This is a genomic window from Gemmatimonadales bacterium (assembly GCA_036500345.1).
GTDB lineage: Bacteria > Gemmatimonadota > Gemmatimonadetes > Gemmatimonadales > GWC2-71-9 > Palsa-1233.
In genome coordinates this window covers 45835-66842 of the sequence record DASYCE010000011.1, presented here as the reverse complement: position 1 = coordinate 66842, position 21008 = coordinate 45835, and the positions used below count along the sequence as shown (strand labels likewise).

The window sequence follows — 21008 nt, the reverse complement described above, 5'->3', positions numbered from 1 at the left end:
TCAAACCAGGAGCTCTGCATGCTGGTCAAGGGACTGACGCCGATCCTGAACGTCTCGGATATCGATGCCACGTTCGCGTGGTTTGCCCGGCTCGGTTGGAAGGAGCTGTGGCGGTGGGGCGACCCGACCTCGTTTGGTGCGGTGGGATCAGGTCCGTGGGAGATCTTTCTCTGTCGAGATGCTCAGGGCGGTCGAGGGAAAGGGAACAACACGACCACCTTTGCAACGTGGGAGGATGAGCAGCAGGACAAGGGGTGCTGGATGAGCTGGTGGGTCGACGACGTCGACGCCTTCCACGCGATCTGCGTGGAACAGGGAATCGAAGTGACGTCGCCGCCGCGCGACATGGCGTGGGGCGTGCGGGAGATGAACATCCGCCACCCGGACGGGCATGTCTTCCGGGTGGGGAAGGGACTGAAGGAAGAGTAGGAATCGTTGCGCGATCGGCGCTGCGCTACATCGTGCCGGTCACCGAGGTGAACCTGCTGGTTGCGCCGTCGACGCACGAGTTCGTCGACGCAAACAGCCCGGCAACGTCGTAGGTCGCCGCGCCGCTCGCTGCCGGGAACCACGACGTCTCGAGTCCCGATGCGGCCGAAAGATCGGGCATTGATATCGTGACGGCGGTGTTGCCGTTCAGGTAGCCGGCGGTCTGAGTCACCGAGATGAAGTTTCCCGACGCGTTCGAATAGTCCATCGTAGCAATGTTGTAGTCGGCCGGGAGTGTCAGCACGGCCTGCAATCGCTTGTACGCCAGGCCGCCGGTCACGTCGGTGACGGCCGGCGCGAGCTGCGCGCCGAATGCGATCGTCCTGTCTGCCATCGTGTGGAAACTCACTGACACGCTCCGTGTCCCGATCGATCCGCTGACGTCCGACAGCGTCAGCAAATGGAAGTCTGTGGCTCGCTGTTGTGCCGACGGCACGCCGAAGATCGCGAACGTCGTCGCGGTGCTCCCGGCGACGGAGTAAAGCAAGCTGCCGGTGCACGTCGAACCGGTGGAGTAACTCAGCTGCTGGGCGATCTGATCTCCCGCGCCGGCGCCGGTCACGGTGACATTGGCGGTGGCTGCAGCGAACGATTCCGCGCCACCGAAGTCCGCCACGGCGAGGGTGCCACCGGCCGCGATGTTCTGGTCGCGACGGAGAAGTCCGCGATCTCCGGTGCCCGGGGTGATCGCGTTCCGCCGATATCCCACCAGGTCAAAGGTGCCGGCGAGCACCGCCGGGAGCGTGAAGGTCGTGTTGGTCGTCACGCTCGCGGAGCTGTTGCCGAGGGAGATCCGGGCGATGTCTCCGGTACCGAGCCCCGTCACTGACCCATTGACCGACTTGACGGTCGCAGAGGTGCCGCAGCCGCCGGTGGTGCTGGTCAGTTCCGCCTGCGAGCCGTAGGTCACGACGGTGCTGAATTCCAGGTCAATCGGCGAGACGACTGCGACGGCACCCTTGGCGGAGGCGATGTTGAAGGTGTAGACGTCGCCGGTGCCGGTCACGTGCGTCCAGGCGCCGCTGCCGTCCTGGAACGCGACCCAGACCGGTTTCGAAAAGGCTGCGCAGCCGCTGTAGTCGAGGCGGACGTTACCCCCGCCGCCGGTCGCCGCGGTCACGACGACAGTGAGTGGCGTCCAGACCTGGAAATCACCTGAGACGCCATGAATGAGGACGGCATAGGTTCCCGGCGTGATCGCACTGGTCGCGCTGATCGAGACCTGCGTGCTGTCGGTCGTCGACGTCGGAGTGAAGGTCGCGGTCACGCCGGTCGGAGCGCTCGTCAGCGAATAGGTAATCGTCCCGCTGAACCCGCCGTTTCGCGTCGCCTTCACGCCGCCGGTCGCGTTGGTGGCGCCCTGCGCCACGCTCAACGAGGTCGGAGTACTGACAAGGGAGAATGTCGAAGCCGGCGCGGCGGTGACGGTGAGCGTGAATGTCTTCGTGACGTCAGTCGACAGTCCGGTCCCGTGCGCGCGCACCGTGAGGGTGTACACTCCCGGTGTGGTGGTGCCGGCGACGTTGATGGTGACAGTTGCCTGATCACCGGATGGGACCGCAGAGCCGGTCACGCCGGTAGGGACCCCCTCGACTGTCACAGCCACGGCGCCGGTGAAGTCGGTCCGGGTGATCGTGCCGGTCACGGTGGTAGAGCCGCCCTGCACGACAGCGGCACTTGACGCGCTGAGCGCGAGCGCGATCGAGCCGGTCGTGGTAGTGTCGTCGTTCGATGAGCTGCAGCCCTGAACGACGGCCGCAGTCGCCAGCGCCAGCATGACCACTGCCGATCGCAATGAATGAGTCTTTGGCATGTCGAGGTTTCCTGGATGCAATGCGTAGTGAAGCTGAACAAGGATCGCACAGGACTGATCAGCGCACCGTGATTCCGACCCCGGCAATCAACGCCGATCTTGCTTCGGCGAGGTTCATCGTTCCGACAAGGCGGACGTAATCGGCAGAGATTGTCAGCGCGAGGCCCGGGCGCAGCAACAGGTCGGCTCCGATCCCGCCTGACAGCGTCAGGCGATCCGCCTCGAAGGCTCGAACCGTCGATCCCGCGCCATCGAATGCCCACGTCTCTGCCAACCCGGGCCCCGCGCGCCCGAAGATCCTGGCATTCCGGAATGGATAGAGCTGCAGGTACGGCGAGATGTTAACCCCGGTACTAACGGCGTCAATGGGATTGCCGGGGCGCTGAGGGGCGAAATTGAATTGCCAGGATGCTTCGCTCATGCCGACGTAGAGGCCGTCTGCCACACGCACTGAGATGCGCCCGCCAAATCGTTGTTCGCCGAGTTTCGGTCCCGGAGCCCGCGCGCCCACGCCGTCATTGACGGCATTCCAGACGATGTTGACTGAAAGGGTCCCTTGCACGCGGGGGTCGGTGGCGATTCTCTGACCGGTCAGCGGGGCGGCGAAGGCCGCGACCATGCCAGCGATCGCCATCACGGCCGATCGATTCGCCGCCGAACTGCGCTGGCGTTGTTTGAACACTGACGAGATTGGCATTCAGTGCAGCGTCAATCCGAAACCAGCCATCACCAGACTGCGCACTTCCGCGGACGGTAGTGCGCCAAGTATTCGGGTGTAGTCCACCGAGAGGGTAACTGCCAGACGATGGTACACGGGGAGGTCGACGCCCATTCCGCTGGTAATGGACGGGCGGATGTGATTCTCCTCCGCAAGTGGCATGGGGTCGGTGAAGGCTTGAACGGGTGTATAGGTCGTGGCGTGTGCGAATCCGATTCCGCCGCGCACGAAAGCGCGCGCGTCGCGAAACGGGTACCACTGTGCATATGAAGACGCGGCAACCGCGCTGGCGATCCCGGAGAAGATCTCGCCACATCCAGGGGTGCACCGGCCGAGCCTGACAGCGGTCACCCACGAGCCGGCGCTCACGCCAATGTAGAGCGAACGGGCAACGCGGAATCCGATTCTGCCATTGAAGAGCCCCTTCGATCCCGCGTGGTCGCCAGTTTGAATCCTGGACGCAGCCATTGCCGCGGTGATCTGCACTCCGGCGTCGGCCGTTGCCTGGGCACGCAGCGCCCCGATCGGTGTCACGATCACACAGCAGATTGCGGCAATGGAGATTCGAATAGTGGCTGTCCCGTCGCTGGTGCCGGGGAAAGATACGCTCAGGTGCTGATATCGAGTCCGATATCGAGCGCCGGCGCGCTGTGGGTCAGCCATCCGATCGAGATCACGTCGACGCCGGTTTCGGCAATCGCGCGGATCGTCGCGGTGGTCACGCCACCAGACGCCTCGGTGGTGAATTGTCCGTCGACGAGTTCGACGCAGTGGCGAAGGAGATCGGGCGGCATGTTGTCGAGGAGTACTGCGTCGATCGGAAGGTCGATGATCTCCTGCAGCTGCTGCACCGAATCGACCTCGATCTCGACTTGCATGTCGGTGCGCCGTTCTGCCAGCGCGCGTGTCGCGGCGATGCGGATTCCGCCGGCGATCGCGATGTGATTGTCCTTGACGAGGATCGCATCGTAGAGTCCGCTGCGATGATTGACGCCACCGCCGCAGCGCACCGCGTACTTCTCGAGGACGCGAAGGCCGAGATTCGTCTTGCGGGTGCACGAAACGCGGGCGTGTGTCCCGGCGACGATGTCAACCATCTGCCGCGTTGCCGTCGCGATCCCCGACAGGTGGCTCACGCAATTGAGCGCAGTCCGTTCGGCGCCGAGAACTCCCCAGGCGTCGCCATCGATGGTGAGGATCCCGGAGCCGCGTTCTAGCGGAGAGCCGTCGGCGAGATGGACGTCGATCGTGGTGTCGGGATCGAGAAGGCGGAAGATCGCCGCCGCTGCTTCGCCACCTGAGAGGACTCCCCGCGCGCGCGACCGCATCACTGCGTGGGCGCGGGTCTCTGGCGGGATGACGCTGTCGGTGGTGATGTCACCCCAGGTGCCGAGGTCTTCTTCGAGGGCGCGGCGGAGGAGCGGCTCGATCGAGGTCAGGTCGAGCTTGTCGAGACCGAGCTTGCCTGGACCGGCCGGATCGATCATCGTGGCGACCGCTCGAGCATCTGCTCCACCGCGTTCCGCGCACGGGTGGCAACGGCGTGGTCGATCTCGATCGGTGTGGTCATGGTGCGGAGCGAGTGGAGGATCTTGGGAAGCGAGATGCGCTTCATGTGGGGGCAGATGCGGCAGCCGCCGAGAAATTCGATGCCCGGGTTGGCGGCGGCGACGTTGTCGCTCATCGAACATTCGGTGATCATCACCACCTGTTCCGGCCGAGTGCGCTGCACCCACGAGATCATCTGCGCGGTCGAGCCGGTGAAGTCGGCTGCTTCGAGGACGTCGGGCGGGCACTCGGGGTGGGCGAGGACGGCGGTGTGCGCCCCGTCGCGCCGGAACCGGGTGACATCGGCGGCGGTGAAGCGCTCGTGGACTTCGCAGGCGCCGGAGAAGGTGTGAATGGTGACGGAGGTTTGCGTCGCGACATACTGGGCGAGGTAGCGATCGGGGATCATGATCACCTCGTCGGCGCCGAGGGAGTCGACGATCGCGACGGCGTTGCCGGAGGTGCAGCAGATATCACTCACCGCCTTGATGTCGGCGGAGGTATTGACGTAGGCGACGACCGGAGCGCCGGGGTGCGCGCGGCGGAGTGCGGCGACGTCGGCCGGGGTAATCGACTCGGCGAGGGAGCAGCCGGCCATCGTGTCGGGGAGGAGGACGGTCTTGCCGGGATTGAGGATCTTCGACGTCTCGGCCATGAAGCGGACGCCGGCCTGGATGATGATCGAGGCGTCGAGCGAAGGAGCGGCGCGGGCGAGTGCGAGCGAATCACCGACGACATCGGCGACGCCGTAGTAAATGTCGGGCGTCATGTAGTGGTGCGCCAGGACGACGGCGTGCTTCTCCGCCTTGAGGCGATTGATCTCGTGGATATACGGAGCGAGCCGTTGCCACTGGTCGGGGGAGTAGTGGTGGGCGAGGCGGTCGCGGATCGGGTCGGTGGCGCGGGCGACGTCTGCCGTGTAGTCGAGGGCTGGCATTGGAGTGGACATCGGGGGCGGACAGCGCTCCTGAGAACTGTGAGACGGGGAAAGGTAAGGAGGTTGGAGGCGATCGCGGATGAGGGGCACGGGTGGCGAAATAATCCCGCATTACCGATGGCCCTCGCGGCAGACATCGCGCCGCGGTACTATCAATACCAACCGCACCTCGGAGCTTTCGTGCACTCAATTCGTCTTGCCGCCGTTGGCGCGATTGTGCTGGCAGCCGCCGCGTGCAGTTCCGAACCTGTCGTGAATCCCGGGACCCCCGGCGCGGGCGTCGCCACGGCAATCGCCGGCGTCGATCACGACTCCAGCGGTTACACCGTCCACTTCACCATGACGAATCACGATACCGCCGACGTCGGCTTCGGTGCGTGCGAGGGAGCGGTCCAGGAACTCACCCCGGATGGATGGAAGACGGTCACGAATTGGGGGCAATGTGCGCTCGTGCTCGGCATGCTCCCGCCCACGCAGTCGATGAGCTTTTCGATTCCGGGGCAGCCGTTGACGCCGGGGGCGACGGTTCGCGTGGTGGTCGGCTGGAGCTTCGTCTTTTCGCACGGGACGTCGAACGAGTCACTCTCGGCGCCGATCACCGTTCCGTGACTTCATGAGACCGCAACGGGCTCGCGCAATGCGACTGGTCGATGGGATCGCAGTCGGATCGTACTTCGCTCTCACCATCTGCACTCTTCTGCCAGCGCGAGGGAATGCTCAAGCCCAGTTGGGTGGGGCTGCCGAATCGTTCGCCATCGCGTACTCGAACAGCGATTCCGCGATCGGCATTCCGCGCGAGATCGCGGCGGTGTTGCACCGGCTGCCGCTCCCCGATCGCAGCGCCCCTGCGGTTGCGATGAACTTCGCCGTCGATTCGATGTGGGTCGGCGCGGTGACGACGCTGGTGATGGCGGCATGGCTGCCGCGCGCGTGGATGGACAGTACCCGTTACCCGGCGCGCCTTGCGTGGGGCACGCTGACGGGGCCGGTGCGACTGCAAACGCGCCAGTTGCCGCGGTGGATCGCCTCAGGGTTGATCGGGTCGCGAATCTTCGATCTGTACGCCTCGTGGCAGACCGTCATCGCCACCGGCGCCGGCACGATCGTGGCGAGTCCTGCATCGCTCAAGTACGCGCAGACGAACGGATTTCCTGCGGCGCCCACCGATGCCTCGATCATGACTTCCGCGAAGTTGCTGGTGGTGCGTCCGTAGCAGATTGCGCGGCTCCGCATTCCCGCTCAGCGACCTGAGTCCTTCGCAAACCACCTGCCAATTGCCGGCAGCATGTGGTGCGTCATCCGTTCCCGCACCTGATCGACATGTCCGCCCACAAATACCGAGTCGGCGTAAAGTTTGGCATCCACTGGATGTTCAACTGTGAGAACGTGTACTAGTGTCGCCGTCCTAGCTCAGCAGCGACTCCTTGAAGAGCTTCTGCTCGCCGAGGGAGATCCAGCCGCCGTAGAGAATCAGCGCACCGCAGAGGAGCATCGTTACCACCGATTCCGAAAAGAACCAGGCATGCACATCGGTGGTGAGCGACACATAAAACCATGACGAAAAGACACTGGACACGACCGCTGCGAAAAGACCCAGCCTGATGAGCACCAGCAGTCCGATGATCGTGCCCAGAGCCGCGGAGACCACCGCAACGTGCCATCCCGGAGAGCCAATTAAGGGGAGGATCCAGACGATCCCGGCGACAATGTAGCCAATCCACGGTCGGCGCAGGATCAGTCGTGAAAAGAAGACAAATACCAGGAAGAAAATGGAGAAAAAGATCGACGATTCGGGGATGGTCAGGAGGCCGGCCAGATACGCATGGGCCGAGGCCCACGGCATCGGGTTGGCGGTCTGCAGGTTGAGCATGTCGCTTGCCGGCACCGGCACGAAGAGGTGCGATCCCAGGTCCAGCAGGGTGATCAGCATCCCGGCGAGGGCGCCGAGGAGGATGTGCCGGCCGACCATCGGGTCGCGCAGCTGGCCATCGAGCACACGGTTCCATGCAATCAGGGTGTTCGGCCAGAATCGGCGGACGTACGGCTCCACGGCGATGTAGAACATCCATGCCAGGAGACTGATTGCGAACGTGATCTCGACGCTGGTCATGAAGACCTGCAATGTGCTTGCTGCTGCGGTGTTCAGGCGCAACACGTCAACTGCCACACCCAGCACCGCAATTGCGGCCGCGAGACGGAACGCCCCACGCCGATCACCGCGCCCTTGCCGGAGATTGCGGCGCGCGAGCACCCCTCCACCAATGATCATCAGCACAAGCAGACCACCCGCTACAAGTGCGATCGCCTCGAACGGCGAGTCAGCGGGCGTCACCGTGGTCGGTCGCACCCATTCCGGAATCCTGCGGAACGAAGTGGTCCGTCCACGAAACGCGCTCGCCTCGACCCGCATCGTCCCCCTGGTCCATGCTCGGGTGATGTCGGCGCTGCTCGTTGGTGGCCAGATCGGGTCGACCGGTTGCCATTCATTCTCCACCAGTCCGGCGGCCGCGAAGAGGGGCGACCAATCGGGTTCGCGCCACGGACCCGGCGTCTCTGCGAGCGTTGCCGGCACCGCAACGAGCCCAGTCAGATGTCCCGACGGGTCGAGCTCGACCGTTGTCATCCCTGGCTCGACCGACGGCGGATTGAAGTTGTCGACATATCCGCGATTGCCGATCGGCGACAGAGCGCTCGGCGCTTCGCGGTACCAGAAGGAAATCGGTGCCGGCGTCACGGTGGCGAGTCCCTTCCACCGCTGCAGCGAGTGGTTGTTCTGCTCTTGATGCACGAAGTACCCGCTGTCGTAGCGGAAACCGGATGCAGAGTTGGGGAGGCGCAGCGTGTATCCCGCGGCGGCGAGTGCGGCGCGCGCATCAATGCGCAACTCTTCGGGAGCTTTCGGGAGCGGCACCATGTTCTGAGTGCCCATGACGTGACTCTCGGCGTACCAGATCGCGGCCAGGGCAACGAGCGCTGTCGCCACGAGCGAGATTGCGATCCGTGGCCGCAGCGTTCCCTCTCCGCCGGCTCGCGCCACCAGATCGGGTGACGGCGTTTCGCCGGCTGCAAGCGCCATCGCCAGCGGATCGCCGCCGGGGAGTGAGGCCGCGAGTTGTGCAGCCGATTGCGGACGCCGCGCCGGGTCGGGCTCGAGGCAACGGAGGATGGCGCGCTCGACCACCGGATCGAGTCCCGATACATGCGACGACGGATTGCTGGGCAACGACCCGCGTGTGGCGAGGAGCTCGTAGTCGCTGCGGATCTCGAACGCGGGCTTGCCGGTGAAAAGCTCGTAGAGCACGAGGCCGAGCGCATAGAGATCGGTGCGCACGGTGAGTTCTGCGCCTTCGAGCTGTTCGGGGGCCATGTACTCCGGCGTTCCTACGCGCGCATCGCGGCCGGCGATACCGACGCTGGCGCCGGCGAGTCCGAAGTCGGTGAGCTTCGCTCGTCCGCGACCGTCGATCATGATGTTGGCGGGCTTCAGGTCGCGATGCAGGATCCCTTCGTCGTGCGCGGCGGCGAGCCCCGCGCACATCTGCCGAGCGAGCTGCACCGCCTTGTCTTCGGGGAGGCGGCCGATGCGGCGCAGCAGCGACGCGAGATCCTCACCGTCGACATACTCCATCGAGAGGAAGTGCCGTCCGTCGACATCGCCGACATCGTAGACTCGGCAGACGTTGGGATGGGTGACCCGGAGCGAGAGGCGGACTTCGTCGAGGAACGGTTCGAGGCGGGCGGGATCGTCGCCGAACTGCTGCGTGAGAAACTTCAGCGCCACCGGCTGGCCAAGTTTCATGTCGTCGGCGCGATAGACCTCGCCCATCCCGCCCCGGCCGAGCATCCCGACCATGCGGTAGCGTCCCGCGACGATTTCTCCCGGGAGAAAGCGAACGCCATCACCGGCGGTGCTGCGTAGCAACGCAGTAGTCATGGTGGACCGATCTGGGGCGGAGAATGGCCTTAATGATACTTCGCAGGCGGTAGCCCTGCTCCCGCCGCGCTTGGCACTCCAGGCTATCTTTGTGGCACGCGACGCCGTCCACAGGCCCCCAAGATGACGCCCGACGAACGACCCAACACTATCAAGAGTCGGCTACTGGTACTCAGCTCAGCTGCGGTACTCACGGTGTATGCCGCGGGTTACGCGCGCACCCGTGCGGCGGCGGAGCGAATTGCCGAGGAATCCGGGCCGGTGAGGCCAGTCGTGTTGAATGCCATTGCGGTGGCACTTGATTCGTCGGTCGCCGAACCGGTCACGGGGATCGCGGGAGCAGACAGCGCGCCTGTGAAAGTCACCGCGTCGAAAACGGTGCAAGTCGACACGAATCGACATTCTCCCGTCGGTACGCCCCGCGCGAACGGCAAGCCAGTGCCGGCCGCCGCACCCACCGCGGCTCCGGTGCAGGCTATCGATTCGACTACCATGTCGGCCGCCGTCGTCGCGGCGGCGACCGCGCCTGTCGTCACACCCGATACCTCGGGCTCGGCAAGCACGCGGCAGTCGACCGACTCGACGGCAGCAGCAGAGAAACCCCGCGGTCAATTCAAGGATGGACTCTACACCGGGTGGGGAACGTCGCGACACGGTGACATCGAGGCGTCGGTCGAAATCAAGAATGGTCATATCACCGCCGCATCGATCACCCAGTGCCTGACGCGCTATTCGTGCTCGTGGATTTCCGATCTTCCGCCGGAAGTACTGGCGCGGCAGAGCGCTGCCGTCGACTACGTGTCGGGCGCTACGCAGAGCAGCAGCGCCTTTGCCAACGCCATCTCCGAAGCACTCGCCAAGGCGAAGTGAGCGACCGTTGCGTTCATACCGTCGCCGCGATGGGGACCGTGGTGACGATCGACGTCGTGGGTCACGGTGCAACCGAACGCGACCGGCGTGAACGCCTCGCCGCCGTGCAGGGTGCGGCTGGGTGGTTTCACGCCATCGAAGAGGTGTGTACCCGCTTCGATCCGAAGAGCGAACTCTCGCAGCTGTCGACCCGAATCGGCGTGCCTGTGCGAGTCAGCGCGTTACTCTTCGAGGCGGTGCAGTTCGCGCTGACCGTGGCGGACGAGACGAACGGTGCGTTCGATCCGACAATCGGCCGGCAACTGGAAGCGCGTGGTTTCAACGTCGACTCTCGCAGTGGTCGCACGGTACGCACGCTTCTCGATGGTGACGACCCGGTGTCGTATCGCGACGTTCACCTCGATCCCGTCACACGAGAGATCACGCTTCAGCGGCCGCTCCTCCTCGACCTGGGTGCGGTGGCGAAGGGCCTGGCGATCGATACCGCAGCGCGCAAATTGGCGCGGTTCGAGGATTTTGCGATCGACGCCGGCGGTGATCTTTACCTTGCGGGACGCAACGTGGAGGGCGAGTCATGGGCGATCGGCATCGAGGATCCGCGCACCGATCATCACCTCGTCGAGACATTGCGAGTGTCGAATACGGCGGTGTGCACCTCGGGTGACTATCGGCGGCGCACGGACGCAGGGCATCACATCATCGATCCCCGAAGTGGTATCACTGCGGCCGCGCTGGCGAGCGTCACCGTCATCGCCCCGTCGGCGATGCTGGCCGACGCGCTCGGCACGGCAGCGTTCGTGCTTGGCCCGGACGACGGCCTCGCGCTGCTCCAGCGACACGGCGTCCAGGGGCTGCTGCTCACGCCGGGGCTGGAACGGTTCGCGACGGCGGGGATGACAGCGCTTGAGCAGCATGCGCCAGCATAGCGGCGCGCCGCGGTGACGTTTCGGAGATTCATCCGCACGCCCAAAGGCGTGGCGATGATCGAACTCGTCGCGCTGGCAGTGCTCGCCGCGACAGGCAGCAACGCCATGCGTGTGCTCCCCGGTCTTGTTGCGGCGGCCGGTGCTGCGATGCTGGTCGACGCACCGATCCTGCGGATTCGCAAGGGACGCTGGTCCTTTCCCAGCGGAGCGTTGATCACCGGGTTGATCGTCGCGATGATCCTGACGCCGCAGGAGCCATGGTACGTCGGCGCGGTGACGGCGGCGGTCGGCGTCGTGAGCAAGTACCTGTTCCGGGCGCGTACCGCGAATGTGTTCAACCCCGCGGCGCTGGCGCTGATTGCCACGTTCTATCTGTTCAATACTGGCCAGAGCTGGTGGGGTGCGCTGGCGGAGATCACGCCGGTCGCGTTGATCATCCTGGTGGCGGCAGGTGGGTTCATCGCGCAGCGGGTTGACCGGATTCCGGCGGTCCTCGCCTTTCTCGGCTGCTATTACCTGCTGTTCACCGTGGCGGCGTTTTTGGGGAATCCGGCCAGCGTTGAGGAGGTCTACCGGACGCCAGACCTCCATGCGGCATTGTATTTCGCTTTCTTCATGATCACTGATCCACCGACGTCGTCACCCCGGCATCGTGACCAGGTGGTTTTCGGTGTGATCGCCGGCGTGGCGAGCTACGCCGTCTTCGAATTGATCGGTGCGGCGTATTTCCTCCTGGCGGGATTGCTGGTGGCCAACGGATGGGAAGCGTGGAGGCGAGCCGCTGCGAGGCGGAAGGGGGTCACCCGGATCGGGGTACGTGAGGGCGCGGTGTCCGCATGACGAACGGCGTTGAGATGCCGGTGGTGATTCCGAAGTGTGGTGTGGTGGAACATGGGCCCGGCGGGATTCGAACCCACGACCTCTTGCGCCGGAGGCAAGCGCTCTATCCAGCTGAGCTACGGACCCGTTGGTGGGGTGACAACTCTATCGCCCCCCGCCTCCCGGAGCAAGCATCCCGCTACCAAATCGCTGGCGCGCCACTAGCAGATCCTCGACATCGCTACCGCTCCACAATCAGATCCTCGACCTCCGGATGTCGCTTCGCCCACGCCTTCACGTAAGGACAGGTCACCACCACCTTCCACCCCTTCGCCCGTGCCACGTCAAATCCATGCTGCGCCAGCATCCCCGCCACCCCGCGCCCTCGGAGCAACGGGTCGACCTCGGTGTGGAACAGCTCGATCACACCCGCCCTCGGTAAGCGGTAGATCAGCACCCCCTCCCCCTCGGGGAAGTCGACGACAAACCGCCCCCGCTCCTCGTCGTTCACGATTTCCATGATCACCCTCGCTTCAGTTCCAGGCACCCGGGCGCCCGCCAGCAACCCACAACCGGCCGCGCACACCCCAATGACGGGCGCTGCCCGCGTCCTGCGCAATGCTAACGGACCAAACCCTCGACGCCGAACCAGTCCCCGTCCCCACACCTCGCCTGGAGAATCCCGATGATCCGCCGCGTTCTTTCCGCCCTCGCCCTTTCCGCCCTCGTCACTACCGCTGGCTGCTCCTCCTCCGATTCGACCACCGGCCCCGGTGGCGGCGGCGGACCGCAGGGGAACTTTGGCATGAGCGCCACGATCAACGGCCAGGCTTGGGCCGCAGCCGCCAAGCCGTCAGTCGCCGTCAGCAACGGCATCTTCGCGATGGCAGGGCTCAACCTGACCTACGGGATTTCGATGGCAGTCGTCCAGGCCACCGGACCCGGGACCTACTCACTGACTTACCTCAATACTCCCGGCTCCTCCGGGATTGTCGCCAGTGGCACAGGGGGTGGATGGGACACCTACGCACCGGGCGGCTCTGGAAGCGTGACTTTCACGACCTTCACGTCCAATCACGTGGTGGGGACCTTTTCGATGGTCGCGGCGGCCGTAAGCGGCGGGGCCACCGGGACGCTCACCGTCACCAACGGAGCCTTTGACGTGACATATTAAAGGGATGAGACGCCGGTTCCCCCTCGCGATCGCGCTTGTTGGCTGTATCGCCTTCGCGAGGGCGGACCGGGCCCTTTCGCAGTCCCGGCCCCACGCCGACTCCGCCGCACTCCAACGAATCCTGCAGATCGAAGACGCCCGCGCCACGGGAAGCGATGGCGCGGGACCGCTCATCGCCTACCTCGGTTCGAGCGACACGCTGCTGCGCCGCATCGCCATTCGGGCGCTGGGGCGGCTGCAGCGCCCTGACCTCGTGATCCACGTCGCTCCGACGACGAACAATCCCTCCCTCGATCTACTCCCCCTCCTCCATGATCCCGTCCCCGCAATCCGGGGCGAAGCGGCCAACGCGATCGCCCAGGGGGTGAGCCGGGCAACTCGGCGCCCGAACGATTCGCTGCAGCCAGCAGTTCGCGCCGCGGCGTCAGCGCTGCGCCTGGCACTTGCCACCGAGCGGAATGACGAGGTGGCCGGCATCATCGCGACCGCAATCGGCCGGCTGCCGTACGCCGATACCGTGGAGTCCCGCGAGGCGATCTCGGCGATCCTCGCGCGCGCGCAGGCAGACCATGCACCGGGATTCGTCGACGCGCTTTACGAACTCTCGACTATTCGGGCGTCGACGCCGGCGTCGATCGTCTACCTGAAGTCAGCTGCAACTCCGCCTGCCGAGGCCGCTTCGCGTCGCCTCGCCGTCGAAGCGCTCGGCAATCTCAATGCGCTCGATTCCGCGACGGTCGTCGCCGCCTTTCGCGATCACGACGAACAGGTTCGCCGTCTCGCGCTGGTCGGTGCAAAGGGATTGTCGCCCGATCTTCGGCGCAAACTGGTACAGGCAGCGTTTGCCGATCCGAGCCAGATCGTTCGGGTCGGTGCCGTCGCCGCTGCACGCGCCGGAGCGCAACGCCCGGCGTGCGCTCCGATCCTTGCCGCGACTCGCGATCATTCCGATCATGTCGCGCTCACCGCGATCGACGCACTTGGCTCGCCTTGCGCCGACACCGCGATGGTGATCGCGGCACTCCTCGGCACGGTCGAACACCCCGATCGGGCCAAGGCTCCGGGCCACAGCTGGCAGCGCCGGGCGCACGCGATCGTTGCGCTCGCGAAGATTGACTCCGCTCGCGCGGCGCCGTTCGTTGCGACGCTCGCGACCACTTCGCCGCCCTCTGCGGCTCGTGTGTTTGCCGCGAACGCCGCCACCGCCTCGCGCAATGTCGTGGTCCTTCAAACGCTGGCGCAGGATCCCGACAACAACGTCCGCGCAACCGCAATCGCCGGTCTCTCACGCCTGGTTCACCATCAAGCCGATCCCGAGTTCATCGCAGCGCTCCATTCACACGGGAACCAGGTCGTCCTCGAAGCAGCGACCGCGCTGCGCGGTTCGACGTCGCCCGCGGCACTTCCCGCGATCCTCGACGCCTTCGACTCGCTCAGCGCCGAGCGCCGGGAGAATGCCCGCGATCCTCGGGTGATGCTCCTCACGCGGATCGGCGAGATGGGCTCGCTCGGCACCAGCACGAGGCTCACCCGATATCTCGCTGACTTCGATACGACGATTGCCACGAATACCGCGGTGATTCTCACCAAATGGTCGGGGAGTGCGGTCGAAGCGCATCCACAGCCTCTGGCGCTGCGCAGCCGGCCGCTCGCCGCGTTGTATTTCACGCCGGCGATCACGTTGCGCGTGACAATGTCGGACTCCAGTGGCGGGGGCACGTTCACCGTTCTTCTCGACCCCGCCGACGCCCCCGCAACCGTGGCGCGGATCGTCGAACTCGCGCGTGCGCACTACTACGACGGCCACGTCTTCCAGCGCGTGGAACCGAATTTCGTGGTGCAGGGGGGCGGTCCCGACGCGTCGGAGTACGTCGGTGATTCGCTGTTCATGCGGGATGAGCTCACCGGCCGTTCGCATGCGCGTGGTACGATCGGCATCTCATCTCGTGGACGGGACACCGGCGACGCGCAGTGGTTCATCAATCTCGCCGACAACCCCCGCCTCGATCACCTCTACACGGTGTTCGGTGCGGTGACGAACGGATTGGACGTGGTCGACAGGATTCTCGAGGGAGACATCATCGCCAGGGTCGAAGTGATCGGAGCGCCGTCATGGTAGCGGCCGCGAAACCGGAATCAGCGGCGGGCGCCGCCGACGCGGAGGACCACGCCGAGTTCGTCGAGAAATACCGGTGGTTCATCCTCCTCGGCCTGATCACCGCGGCGATCATGGAGATCCTCGACACCACGATCATCAACGTGTCGTTGCCGAGCATGGCGGGGAATCTCGGCGCCACGCGCGAAGAGATCGCGTGGGTTGCCACGTCGTACATCCTGGCCAACGTTGTCGTCCTCCCGATGACGGCGTTCTTCACGGCGACGTTCGGCCGGAAGCGATATCTCACCGTCTCGATCTTCATCTTCGTCGGCGCGTCGTTCATGTGCGGGATGTCGTCGAGCCTGTCGGAGATCATCGTCTGGCGCCTGGTGCAGGGCGCGGGTGGCGCGGCACTCCTCTCCACGGCGCAGGCGACGCTGCGACAGGTCTTCAAGCGCGAAGAGCAGGGGCTGGTCCAGGCGATCTTCATTCTCGGCGTGATCATGGCGCCGACGCTGGGCCCGACGCTCGGCGGCTGGATCACCGACAATTACAACTGGAACTGGTGCTTCTTCATCAACATCCCGATCGGCTTCATGGCGGCGTTCCTGGTGACGACGTTCCTGCATGATCCGCCGGAGATGAAGCGCCGTTCGGGGCCGGTCGACTGGCTCGGGATCTCGCTGCTCATCATCGGCGTCGGTTCGCTGCAGTACGTCCTCGAAGAGGGGAATCGCAAGGACTGGTTTGCCGATTCGCTGATCGTCGAATTGTCGATCGTATCGATCGTGACCCTGGTCACGATGGTCTGGTGGCAACTGTCGGCGAGGAACAAGCACCCGGTGATCGAGTTCCGGGTCCTCAAGAATCGCGACCTGTCGGCGTCGATCTTCCTCTTTGTGGTGCTCGGCTTCGGGCTCTACGGCGGGACGTTCCTCTTCCCGCTCTTCACCCAGGGGATTCTCAATTTCACGCCCACCGAAACCGGGCTCACGATGCTTCCCGGCGGGATCGCGACAGGGATCATGGCGATCTTCTGCGGCCTGCTGCTCAACGGCGCCAAGCCGAAAGCCGATGCCCGGTACCTGATCCTCGCCGGCATGGGGATGATGCTGCTGGCGATGTGGACGCTGGGACATCTGAGCACCCAGTCCGGCGAACCCGATGCGCGACTGGCGCTGATCATTCGCGGACTTGCCCTCGGCCTCCTCTTCACGCCGATCAACAACGCGGCGTACGGCGCGCTCGAGCCGGCGCAGGCGCAGCAGGCGAGCGGCCTGATCAATCTCTCGCGGCAGCTCGGCGGCTCATTCGGAATCGCCGTGCTGGTGGCGTATCTCACGCGGCACACGGCGTATCACCGCGCCGATCTGGTGGCGAACACCTACCCCGGCAACCCGATCTTCGAGCAGCGATACAACGGCCTGGTCGGCGGGATGCTGCAGCAGGGCGGGTCGCTGGTCGAGGCGCAACACCGCGCAGTGGGAATTCTCGACGGGCAGCTGATGCGGCAGGCGTCGATGCTGGCGTACAACGACTGCTGGATCCTGATCCTGATCTGCTTTGCCGTCGTGGCGCCGGCGGTCTTCCTGCTCCGCAAACACTCCGGACCCGCAGCCGCGGGGGAGATGCACTGATGTCGAACGGCATGCACGCGGCGGCCCGATGAGTCGCCGCGTCGTTGGTATTGCCACTCTCGTGGTCGCGATCCTCGTGGTGGCGTGGTGGTTGCTGGTCCACCGCGGCGCGAACCAGCTCACCCTCGCCGGGATCGTCGACGCCAACGAGGTGGTAGTGACCCCGCCGGTGCAGGCGCGGATTGATTCGATCTGGATCGACGAGGGTGCCACGGTCAAGGCGGGAGACAGGATTGCATCGCTCGATCCGAGCGAGCTCGCGGCGATGGCGTCGTCGGCTGGCGCAACGGCTGCGGGCGCACGTGCCGCGCTGGCCGAGGCGACCACGACCGCGCAGCAGGCAACCGGCGAAGCGGTGGCAGATCAGGCGGCGGCGCGCGCCAAGCTGGCGGCCGACAGCGCCGATGTGGTGCGGGAGACGGCCGAGCTCACGCGGCTGCGCAACGACGCCAAGCGGACTGCCGCACTCGCGGCCGGCGGCGCGGTATCGGAGCAGGCCCTCGAGCAGGCGAGCACCGCGGCGAAGGTGCAGGAGCAGACACTGGCCGCGTCACGCGAGACGCTGCGCGGGGCACAGGCCGACGTGCGCCGAGCCGATGCCGCTGCGCTCGCCTCGCGCGCAGCGGAGAGCAAGGTGGTGGCGAGCCGCGCACAGCTGCACAGCGCCCAGGCGGATTCGGCAGCGGCGGGAACGCGCCTCGGCTACACCGATCTCACGGCGCCCGTTGGCGGCGTGGTTCAGGTGCTCGTGGCGCGGCGTGGCGAACTGGTTGGCCCCGGTTCGCCGGTGGCGGTGATCATCGATCCCGATCATCTGTGGGTGCGCGTCGCGGCGCCGGAAACCGATGCAGGCGGTGTCGCCGTCGGCGATTCGCTCACGGTGACTTTCCCGAGCGGACGCCAGCTTCGCGGCGTGGTGCTGAGCAAGAGCGTCGAAGCCGATTTCGCGACGCAGCACGACATCAGTTCGTCGAAGCGCGACATCCGCGCGGTGGCGTTCCGCGTGGCAATTCCGAATCCCGATCACACCCTGGTGCCGGGGATGTCGGCAAACGTGATCCTCCCGGTGAAGAAGTCATGACTGCTGCACCGCCGCTGCCGGTGGCAGCGGGCCCCGATCGCGACGGGACGACCGGGACCGCTGCTCCGGCGATCGTGGTCGAGCACGCGGTCAAGCAGTACGACGCACTGACCGCGGTCAACGACGTGTCGTTCACCGTCGGCGCGGGGGAGACGTTCGGGCTCCTCGGCCCCAATGGCGCCGGAAAGAGCACGCTGATCCGGATGATGACGACGCTGGTGCCGATCACCAGCGGCAGGGTGACGGTGGCGGGTCACGATGTGACCGCTGATCCCGACCGCGCGCGCCTGTCAATCGGCGTAATCCCGCAGGCGCTTACGACCGATGTCGACCTGTCGGTCGAGGAAAACCTGTCGATCTACGCCAAGCTCTACGGCGTGCCGCGCGAGCGCCGGCTGCAGAACATCACCGAACTCCTCGAGATGGTGCACCTCGCCGATCGTCGCAAATCGCTGGTCGGCACGCTGTCGGGCGGGATGCGGCGTCGCGTCGAGATCGCCCGCGGGCTGGTGCACTCGCCGGCGATTCTCTTTCTCGACGAGCCGACAACCGGTCTCGATCCGGTGTCGCGCGCCGAAGTCTGGGAGCTGCTCACGCTGATCAAGCAGGAGCGGCGGCTGACGATCCTCCTCACCACGCATTACATGGACGAAGCCGACCGGCTCTGTGACCGGATCGCCATTGTCGATCGTGGGCGCCTCGTTGTCCTCGACACGCCGAGGGCGCTAAAGCTCTCGGTACCCGGGGCAAGCGCGATCGATGCACGGTTCGGTGCAGTTCCCGCCGACTGGGACGCACGCCTGCACACACTTCCCGGCGTCAGCGTCGTTCAACCACTCGGCGGTGATACCTGGCGGATCGTGGCCGAAGAAGCGGGGCGCACGGCGACGGCACTGGTCGGGATGGCGCGCGATGCCGGGGTCCAGCTGCAATCGCTGGCGGTGAGCACCACGACCCTCGACGACGTCTTCGCGCACTACGCCGGCCATTCCTTTGGTGAGCACAACGTCGCTGGTGCGGAAGCCGGCGCGGGGCCGCGAGGTCGGCGGTGAACCTCGGCCGCGTCCTCGCGATCATGGAGCGCGAGCTGCGCAAGTTCGTGCGCTCGCCACTGGTGCTTGTGATGACGGGGTTGATGCCGCTCCTCAATCTCCTGGTGCTCGGCAACGCCTTTGCCGGGAGGATCACGCATCTCTCGGTGGCAATGGTCGACGAAGATGGCGGCCCCGCGGGGCGCCGCGTGCGCGAGGCGTTCTACGTCCTCCAGGCCAACGGCGACATGGTCGAGCCGGTCGAGTACGCCGACGAACAATCGGCGGTGCACGACGTGCGCAGCGGCAAGGTGCAGGGAGCGCTGGTCATTCCGCCACACTTCTCCCGCGATGTGTATTCGGGCCAGAAACCCGAAGTCGGGATCCTCCTCGACAACACCGACAACTTCATCTCCTCCACGTTGCACGGGCTGGCGCAGGGCGCAGTGACGGAAGCGGTGCGCGATCGCCCGGAGCCGCGGCTCACGCCGGCGGTGAATCTCGAACCGGTGGAGTTGTATCCGTACATCCCATACGCGCGCTACATGCTCCCCGGCGTGATCTCGCTGGGCCTCTTCATGTCGGTCATGATCGGCGGCGCGATCATGTATCTCGACGACAAGCAGCGCGGCGTGCACGAGGGGTATCTCGTCACGCCGATCACCAAGCTCGAGCTGCTGATGGGGCAGAACATCGCCGGGACGATCAAGGCGACCCTCGGCGGCGTGCTGATCATCGTGGCCGGCGGTCTCGGCGCGGGCGCCACGGCAGTGCTCGAACCGGGGCGCCTGCTGGCGTTGATCGTCCTGGTGGCGATCTCGTCATTCGCATTCATGGCGATGACGTCGTGCCTTGTGGCGCGAATGAACAACCCGATCGCGCCGCGGGCGCTGTTCGGCATGCTCAACACGCTGCTCTACTTTCCGAGCGGCGCGATCTACCCGGTCAAGGCGCTGCCGGGATGGCTCCGCGTCGTGTCGATGATCGACCCGTTCACCTACGCCGTGCACGCGTTGCGAGTGCTGCTGCTCAAGGGAGCGGCCGTGACAGTCATTCTGCCCGATATCCTCTTCCTTCTCGGTTTCGCCGTGCTGATGTTTGCCGGATCGGTAATGCTCTTCCGGAGGACGTTGTGATCGCCACGATGCAGAGCCTCATGCTGGTCACGATGGTGGGTGCCATCATTCCACCCGGCAAACCGGCGCCGCAACGCGAGAAGGTGACGGTCTTCGCGGCGGCGTCGCTCACGGCAGCGTTCAACGAGATCGCGGATACGCTGAGGCATCACGATCCGACTGTCGAGATCGCGTTCAACTTCGCCGGATCACAGGCGCTTGCGCTGCAGATCCAGCAAGGCGCTCCCGCCGACGTCTTCGCCTCCGCCGACGATCACTGGATGAAGGTGGTGCACGACGCCGGCCTGACGAAGGGCGCGCCTGCGGTCTTCGTGCACAATCACCTCGTCGTGATCGTGCCGAAGGAGAATCCGGCGCACATCGTGACGCTTCACGATCTTGCAAAGCCCGGCGTCAAGCTGGTCCTCGCCGATCCCGCCGTGCCTGTCGGACACTATGCCCGCACGACGATCGACGCATTGGCGAAGCAGCCCGGCTTCCCGGCTAATTACGCCGAGGACGTCAACGCCCGCGTCGTCTCGAATGAAGACAACGTGAAGGGTGTGGTCGCGAAGGTGCAACTCGGCGAGGCCGATGCGGGGATCGTCTACCTCTCCGACGTCACTCCCGCCGTGGCGAAGGCGGTAACCCGGATCGCAATCCCCGAGCCCGCGAATCCGCTGGCCGACTATCCGATTGCAGTACTCAGGCGCTCGACCAGCAAAGCGGCGGAGGCGTTCGTGCAGCTCGTCCTCTCGCCAAGCGGCCAGGACGTGCTGGCGCGGAACGGCTTCGTCCCCGTGCGAGCGAGCCACTGA

At 65.5% G+C, this 21008-nt stretch carries 20 protein-coding genes and 1 tRNA gene; 13 read left to right on the top strand and 8 right to left on the bottom strand.

Annotation, left to right across the window (positions count from 1 at the left end; all coding sequences use genetic code 11):
• The first annotated feature begins 18 nt into the window (after positions 1-18).
• Positions 19-429 (top strand): bleomycin resistance family protein, encoded by a 411-nt coding sequence (locus tag VGM20_05835; protein HEY4100377.1) that lies wholly within the window; start codon positions 19-21, stop codon positions 427-429.
• A 25-nt stretch (positions 430-454) separates the two neighbouring features.
• Here the strand turns inward: VGM20_05835 and VGM20_05830 are convergent, their stop codons facing one another.
• The 5 genes from VGM20_05830 to nadA form a co-directional block, all read right to left on the bottom strand.
• The gene (locus VGM20_05830) at positions 455-2302 is read right to left on the bottom strand and encodes a hypothetical protein (protein ID HEY4100376.1); all 1848 of its coding nucleotides are present in this window, start codon (positions 2300-2302) and stop codon (positions 455-457) included.
• A 58-nt stretch (positions 2303-2360) separates the two neighbouring features.
• Positions 2361-2936, bottom strand: a complete 576-nt coding sequence (locus tag VGM20_05825) for a hypothetical protein (protein ID HEY4100375.1) — start codon at positions 2934-2936, stop codon at positions 2361-2363.
• 63 nt (positions 2937-2999) lie between these two features.
• A complete protein-coding gene (locus VGM20_05820; protein HEY4100374.1) occupies positions 3000-3554 on the bottom strand; it encodes a hypothetical protein in 555 nt (184 codons plus the stop codon).
• A 74-nt stretch (positions 3555-3628) separates the two neighbouring features.
• A complete protein-coding gene (gene nadC / locus VGM20_05815; protein ID HEY4100373.1) occupies positions 3629-4507 on the bottom strand; it encodes a carboxylating nicotinate-nucleotide diphosphorylase in 879 nt (292 codons plus the stop codon).
• Complete coding sequence (gene nadA / locus VGM20_05810) at positions 4504-5505, bottom strand: quinolinate synthase NadA (protein ID HEY4100372.1); 1002 nt, start codon at positions 5503-5505, stop codon at positions 4504-4506. The genes nadC and nadA overlap by 4 nt, the downstream gene beginning before the upstream one ends.
• A gap of 180 nt (positions 5506-5685) precedes the next feature.
• Here nadA and VGM20_05805 point away from each other — a divergent pair, with 180 nt between their 5' ends.
• Complete coding sequence (locus tag VGM20_05805) at positions 5686-6114, top strand: hypothetical protein (protein HEY4100371.1); 429 nt, start codon at positions 5686-5688, stop codon at positions 6112-6114.
• A 28-nt stretch (positions 6115-6142) separates the two neighbouring features.
• A complete protein-coding gene (locus tag VGM20_05800) occupies positions 6143-6718 on the top strand; it encodes a hypothetical protein (GenBank protein ID HEY4100370.1) in 576 nt (191 codons plus the stop codon).
• 192 nt (positions 6719-6910) lie between these two features.
• On the opposite strand, the gene VGM20_05795 is transcribed toward VGM20_05800, so the two are convergent.
• Positions 6911-9439 (bottom strand): protein kinase, encoded by a 2529-nt coding sequence (locus tag VGM20_05795; GenBank protein HEY4100369.1) that lies wholly within the window; start codon positions 9437-9439, stop codon positions 6911-6913.
• Positions 9440-9712: 273 nt separating this feature from the next.
• Here VGM20_05795 and VGM20_05790 point away from each other — a divergent pair, with 273 nt between their 5' ends.
• The 3 genes from VGM20_05790 to VGM20_05780 are packed head-to-tail and all read left to right on the top strand — an operon-like array spanning position 9713 to position 12075.
• Entirely contained in the window at positions 9713-10309 is a 597-nt protein-coding gene (locus VGM20_05790) for an FMN-binding protein (protein ID HEY4100368.1), read from the top strand.
• Positions 10306-11235, top strand: coding sequence for an FAD:protein FMN transferase (locus VGM20_05785; protein HEY4100367.1), 930 nt, complete (start codon positions 10306-10308; stop codon positions 11233-11235). The genes VGM20_05790 and VGM20_05785 overlap by 4 nt, the downstream gene beginning before the upstream one ends.
• A gap of 12 nt (positions 11236-11247) precedes the next feature.
• Complete coding sequence (locus VGM20_05780; protein HEY4100366.1) at positions 11248-12075, top strand: RnfABCDGE type electron transport complex subunit D; 828 nt, start codon at positions 11248-11250, stop codon at positions 12073-12075.
• A 52-nt stretch (positions 12076-12127) separates the two neighbouring features.
• On the opposite strand, the gene VGM20_05775 is transcribed toward VGM20_05780, so the two are convergent.
• Both VGM20_05775 and VGM20_05770 read right to left on the bottom strand, forming a co-directional pair.
• Positions 12128-12201 (bottom strand) — tRNA-Arg (locus VGM20_05775).
• A gap of 94 nt (positions 12202-12295) precedes the next feature.
• A complete protein-coding gene (locus tag VGM20_05770) occupies positions 12296-12574 on the bottom strand; it encodes a GNAT family N-acetyltransferase (protein ID HEY4100365.1) in 279 nt (92 codons plus the stop codon).
• Positions 12575-12739: 165 nt separating this feature from the next.
• Between VGM20_05770 and VGM20_05765 the strand changes: the two genes are divergently transcribed.
• The 7 genes from VGM20_05765 to modA are packed head-to-tail and all read left to right on the top strand — an operon-like array spanning position 12740 to position 21008.
• A complete protein-coding gene (locus VGM20_05765) occupies positions 12740-13228 on the top strand; it encodes a hypothetical protein (GenBank protein ID HEY4100364.1) in 489 nt (162 codons plus the stop codon).
• Positions 13229-13232: 4 nt separating this feature from the next.
• Positions 13233-15347, top strand: a complete 2115-nt coding sequence (locus tag VGM20_05760) for a peptidylprolyl isomerase (GenBank protein HEY4100363.1) — start codon at positions 13233-13235, stop codon at positions 15345-15347.
• Complete coding sequence (locus VGM20_05755; GenBank protein ID HEY4100362.1) at positions 15341-16963, top strand: DHA2 family efflux MFS transporter permease subunit; 1623 nt, start codon at positions 15341-15343, stop codon at positions 16961-16963. The genes VGM20_05760 and VGM20_05755 overlap by 7 nt, the downstream gene beginning before the upstream one ends.
• 28 nt (positions 16964-16991) lie before the next feature.
• On the top strand, positions 16992-18044 hold the full coding sequence (locus VGM20_05750; GenBank protein HEY4100361.1) for an efflux RND transporter periplasmic adaptor subunit: 1053 nt from the start codon (positions 16992-16994) through the stop codon (positions 18042-18044).
• Positions 18041-19096 carry an ATP-binding cassette domain-containing protein gene (locus VGM20_05745; GenBank protein HEY4100360.1) on the top strand — a complete coding sequence of 352 codons (1056 nt, stop codon included), beginning with the start codon at positions 18041-18043 and terminating at the stop codon, positions 19094-19096. The genes VGM20_05750 and VGM20_05745 overlap by 4 nt, the downstream gene beginning before the upstream one ends.
• Positions 19093-20211, top strand: a complete 1119-nt coding sequence (locus tag VGM20_05740) for an ABC transporter permease (GenBank protein HEY4100359.1) — start codon at positions 19093-19095, stop codon at positions 20209-20211. The genes VGM20_05745 and VGM20_05740 overlap by 4 nt, the downstream gene beginning before the upstream one ends.
• The gene (modA, locus tag VGM20_05735; GenBank protein ID HEY4100358.1) at positions 20208-21008 is read left to right on the top strand and encodes a molybdate ABC transporter substrate-binding protein; all 801 of its coding nucleotides are present in this window, start codon (positions 20208-20210) and stop codon (positions 21006-21008) included. The genes VGM20_05740 and modA overlap by 4 nt, the downstream gene beginning before the upstream one ends.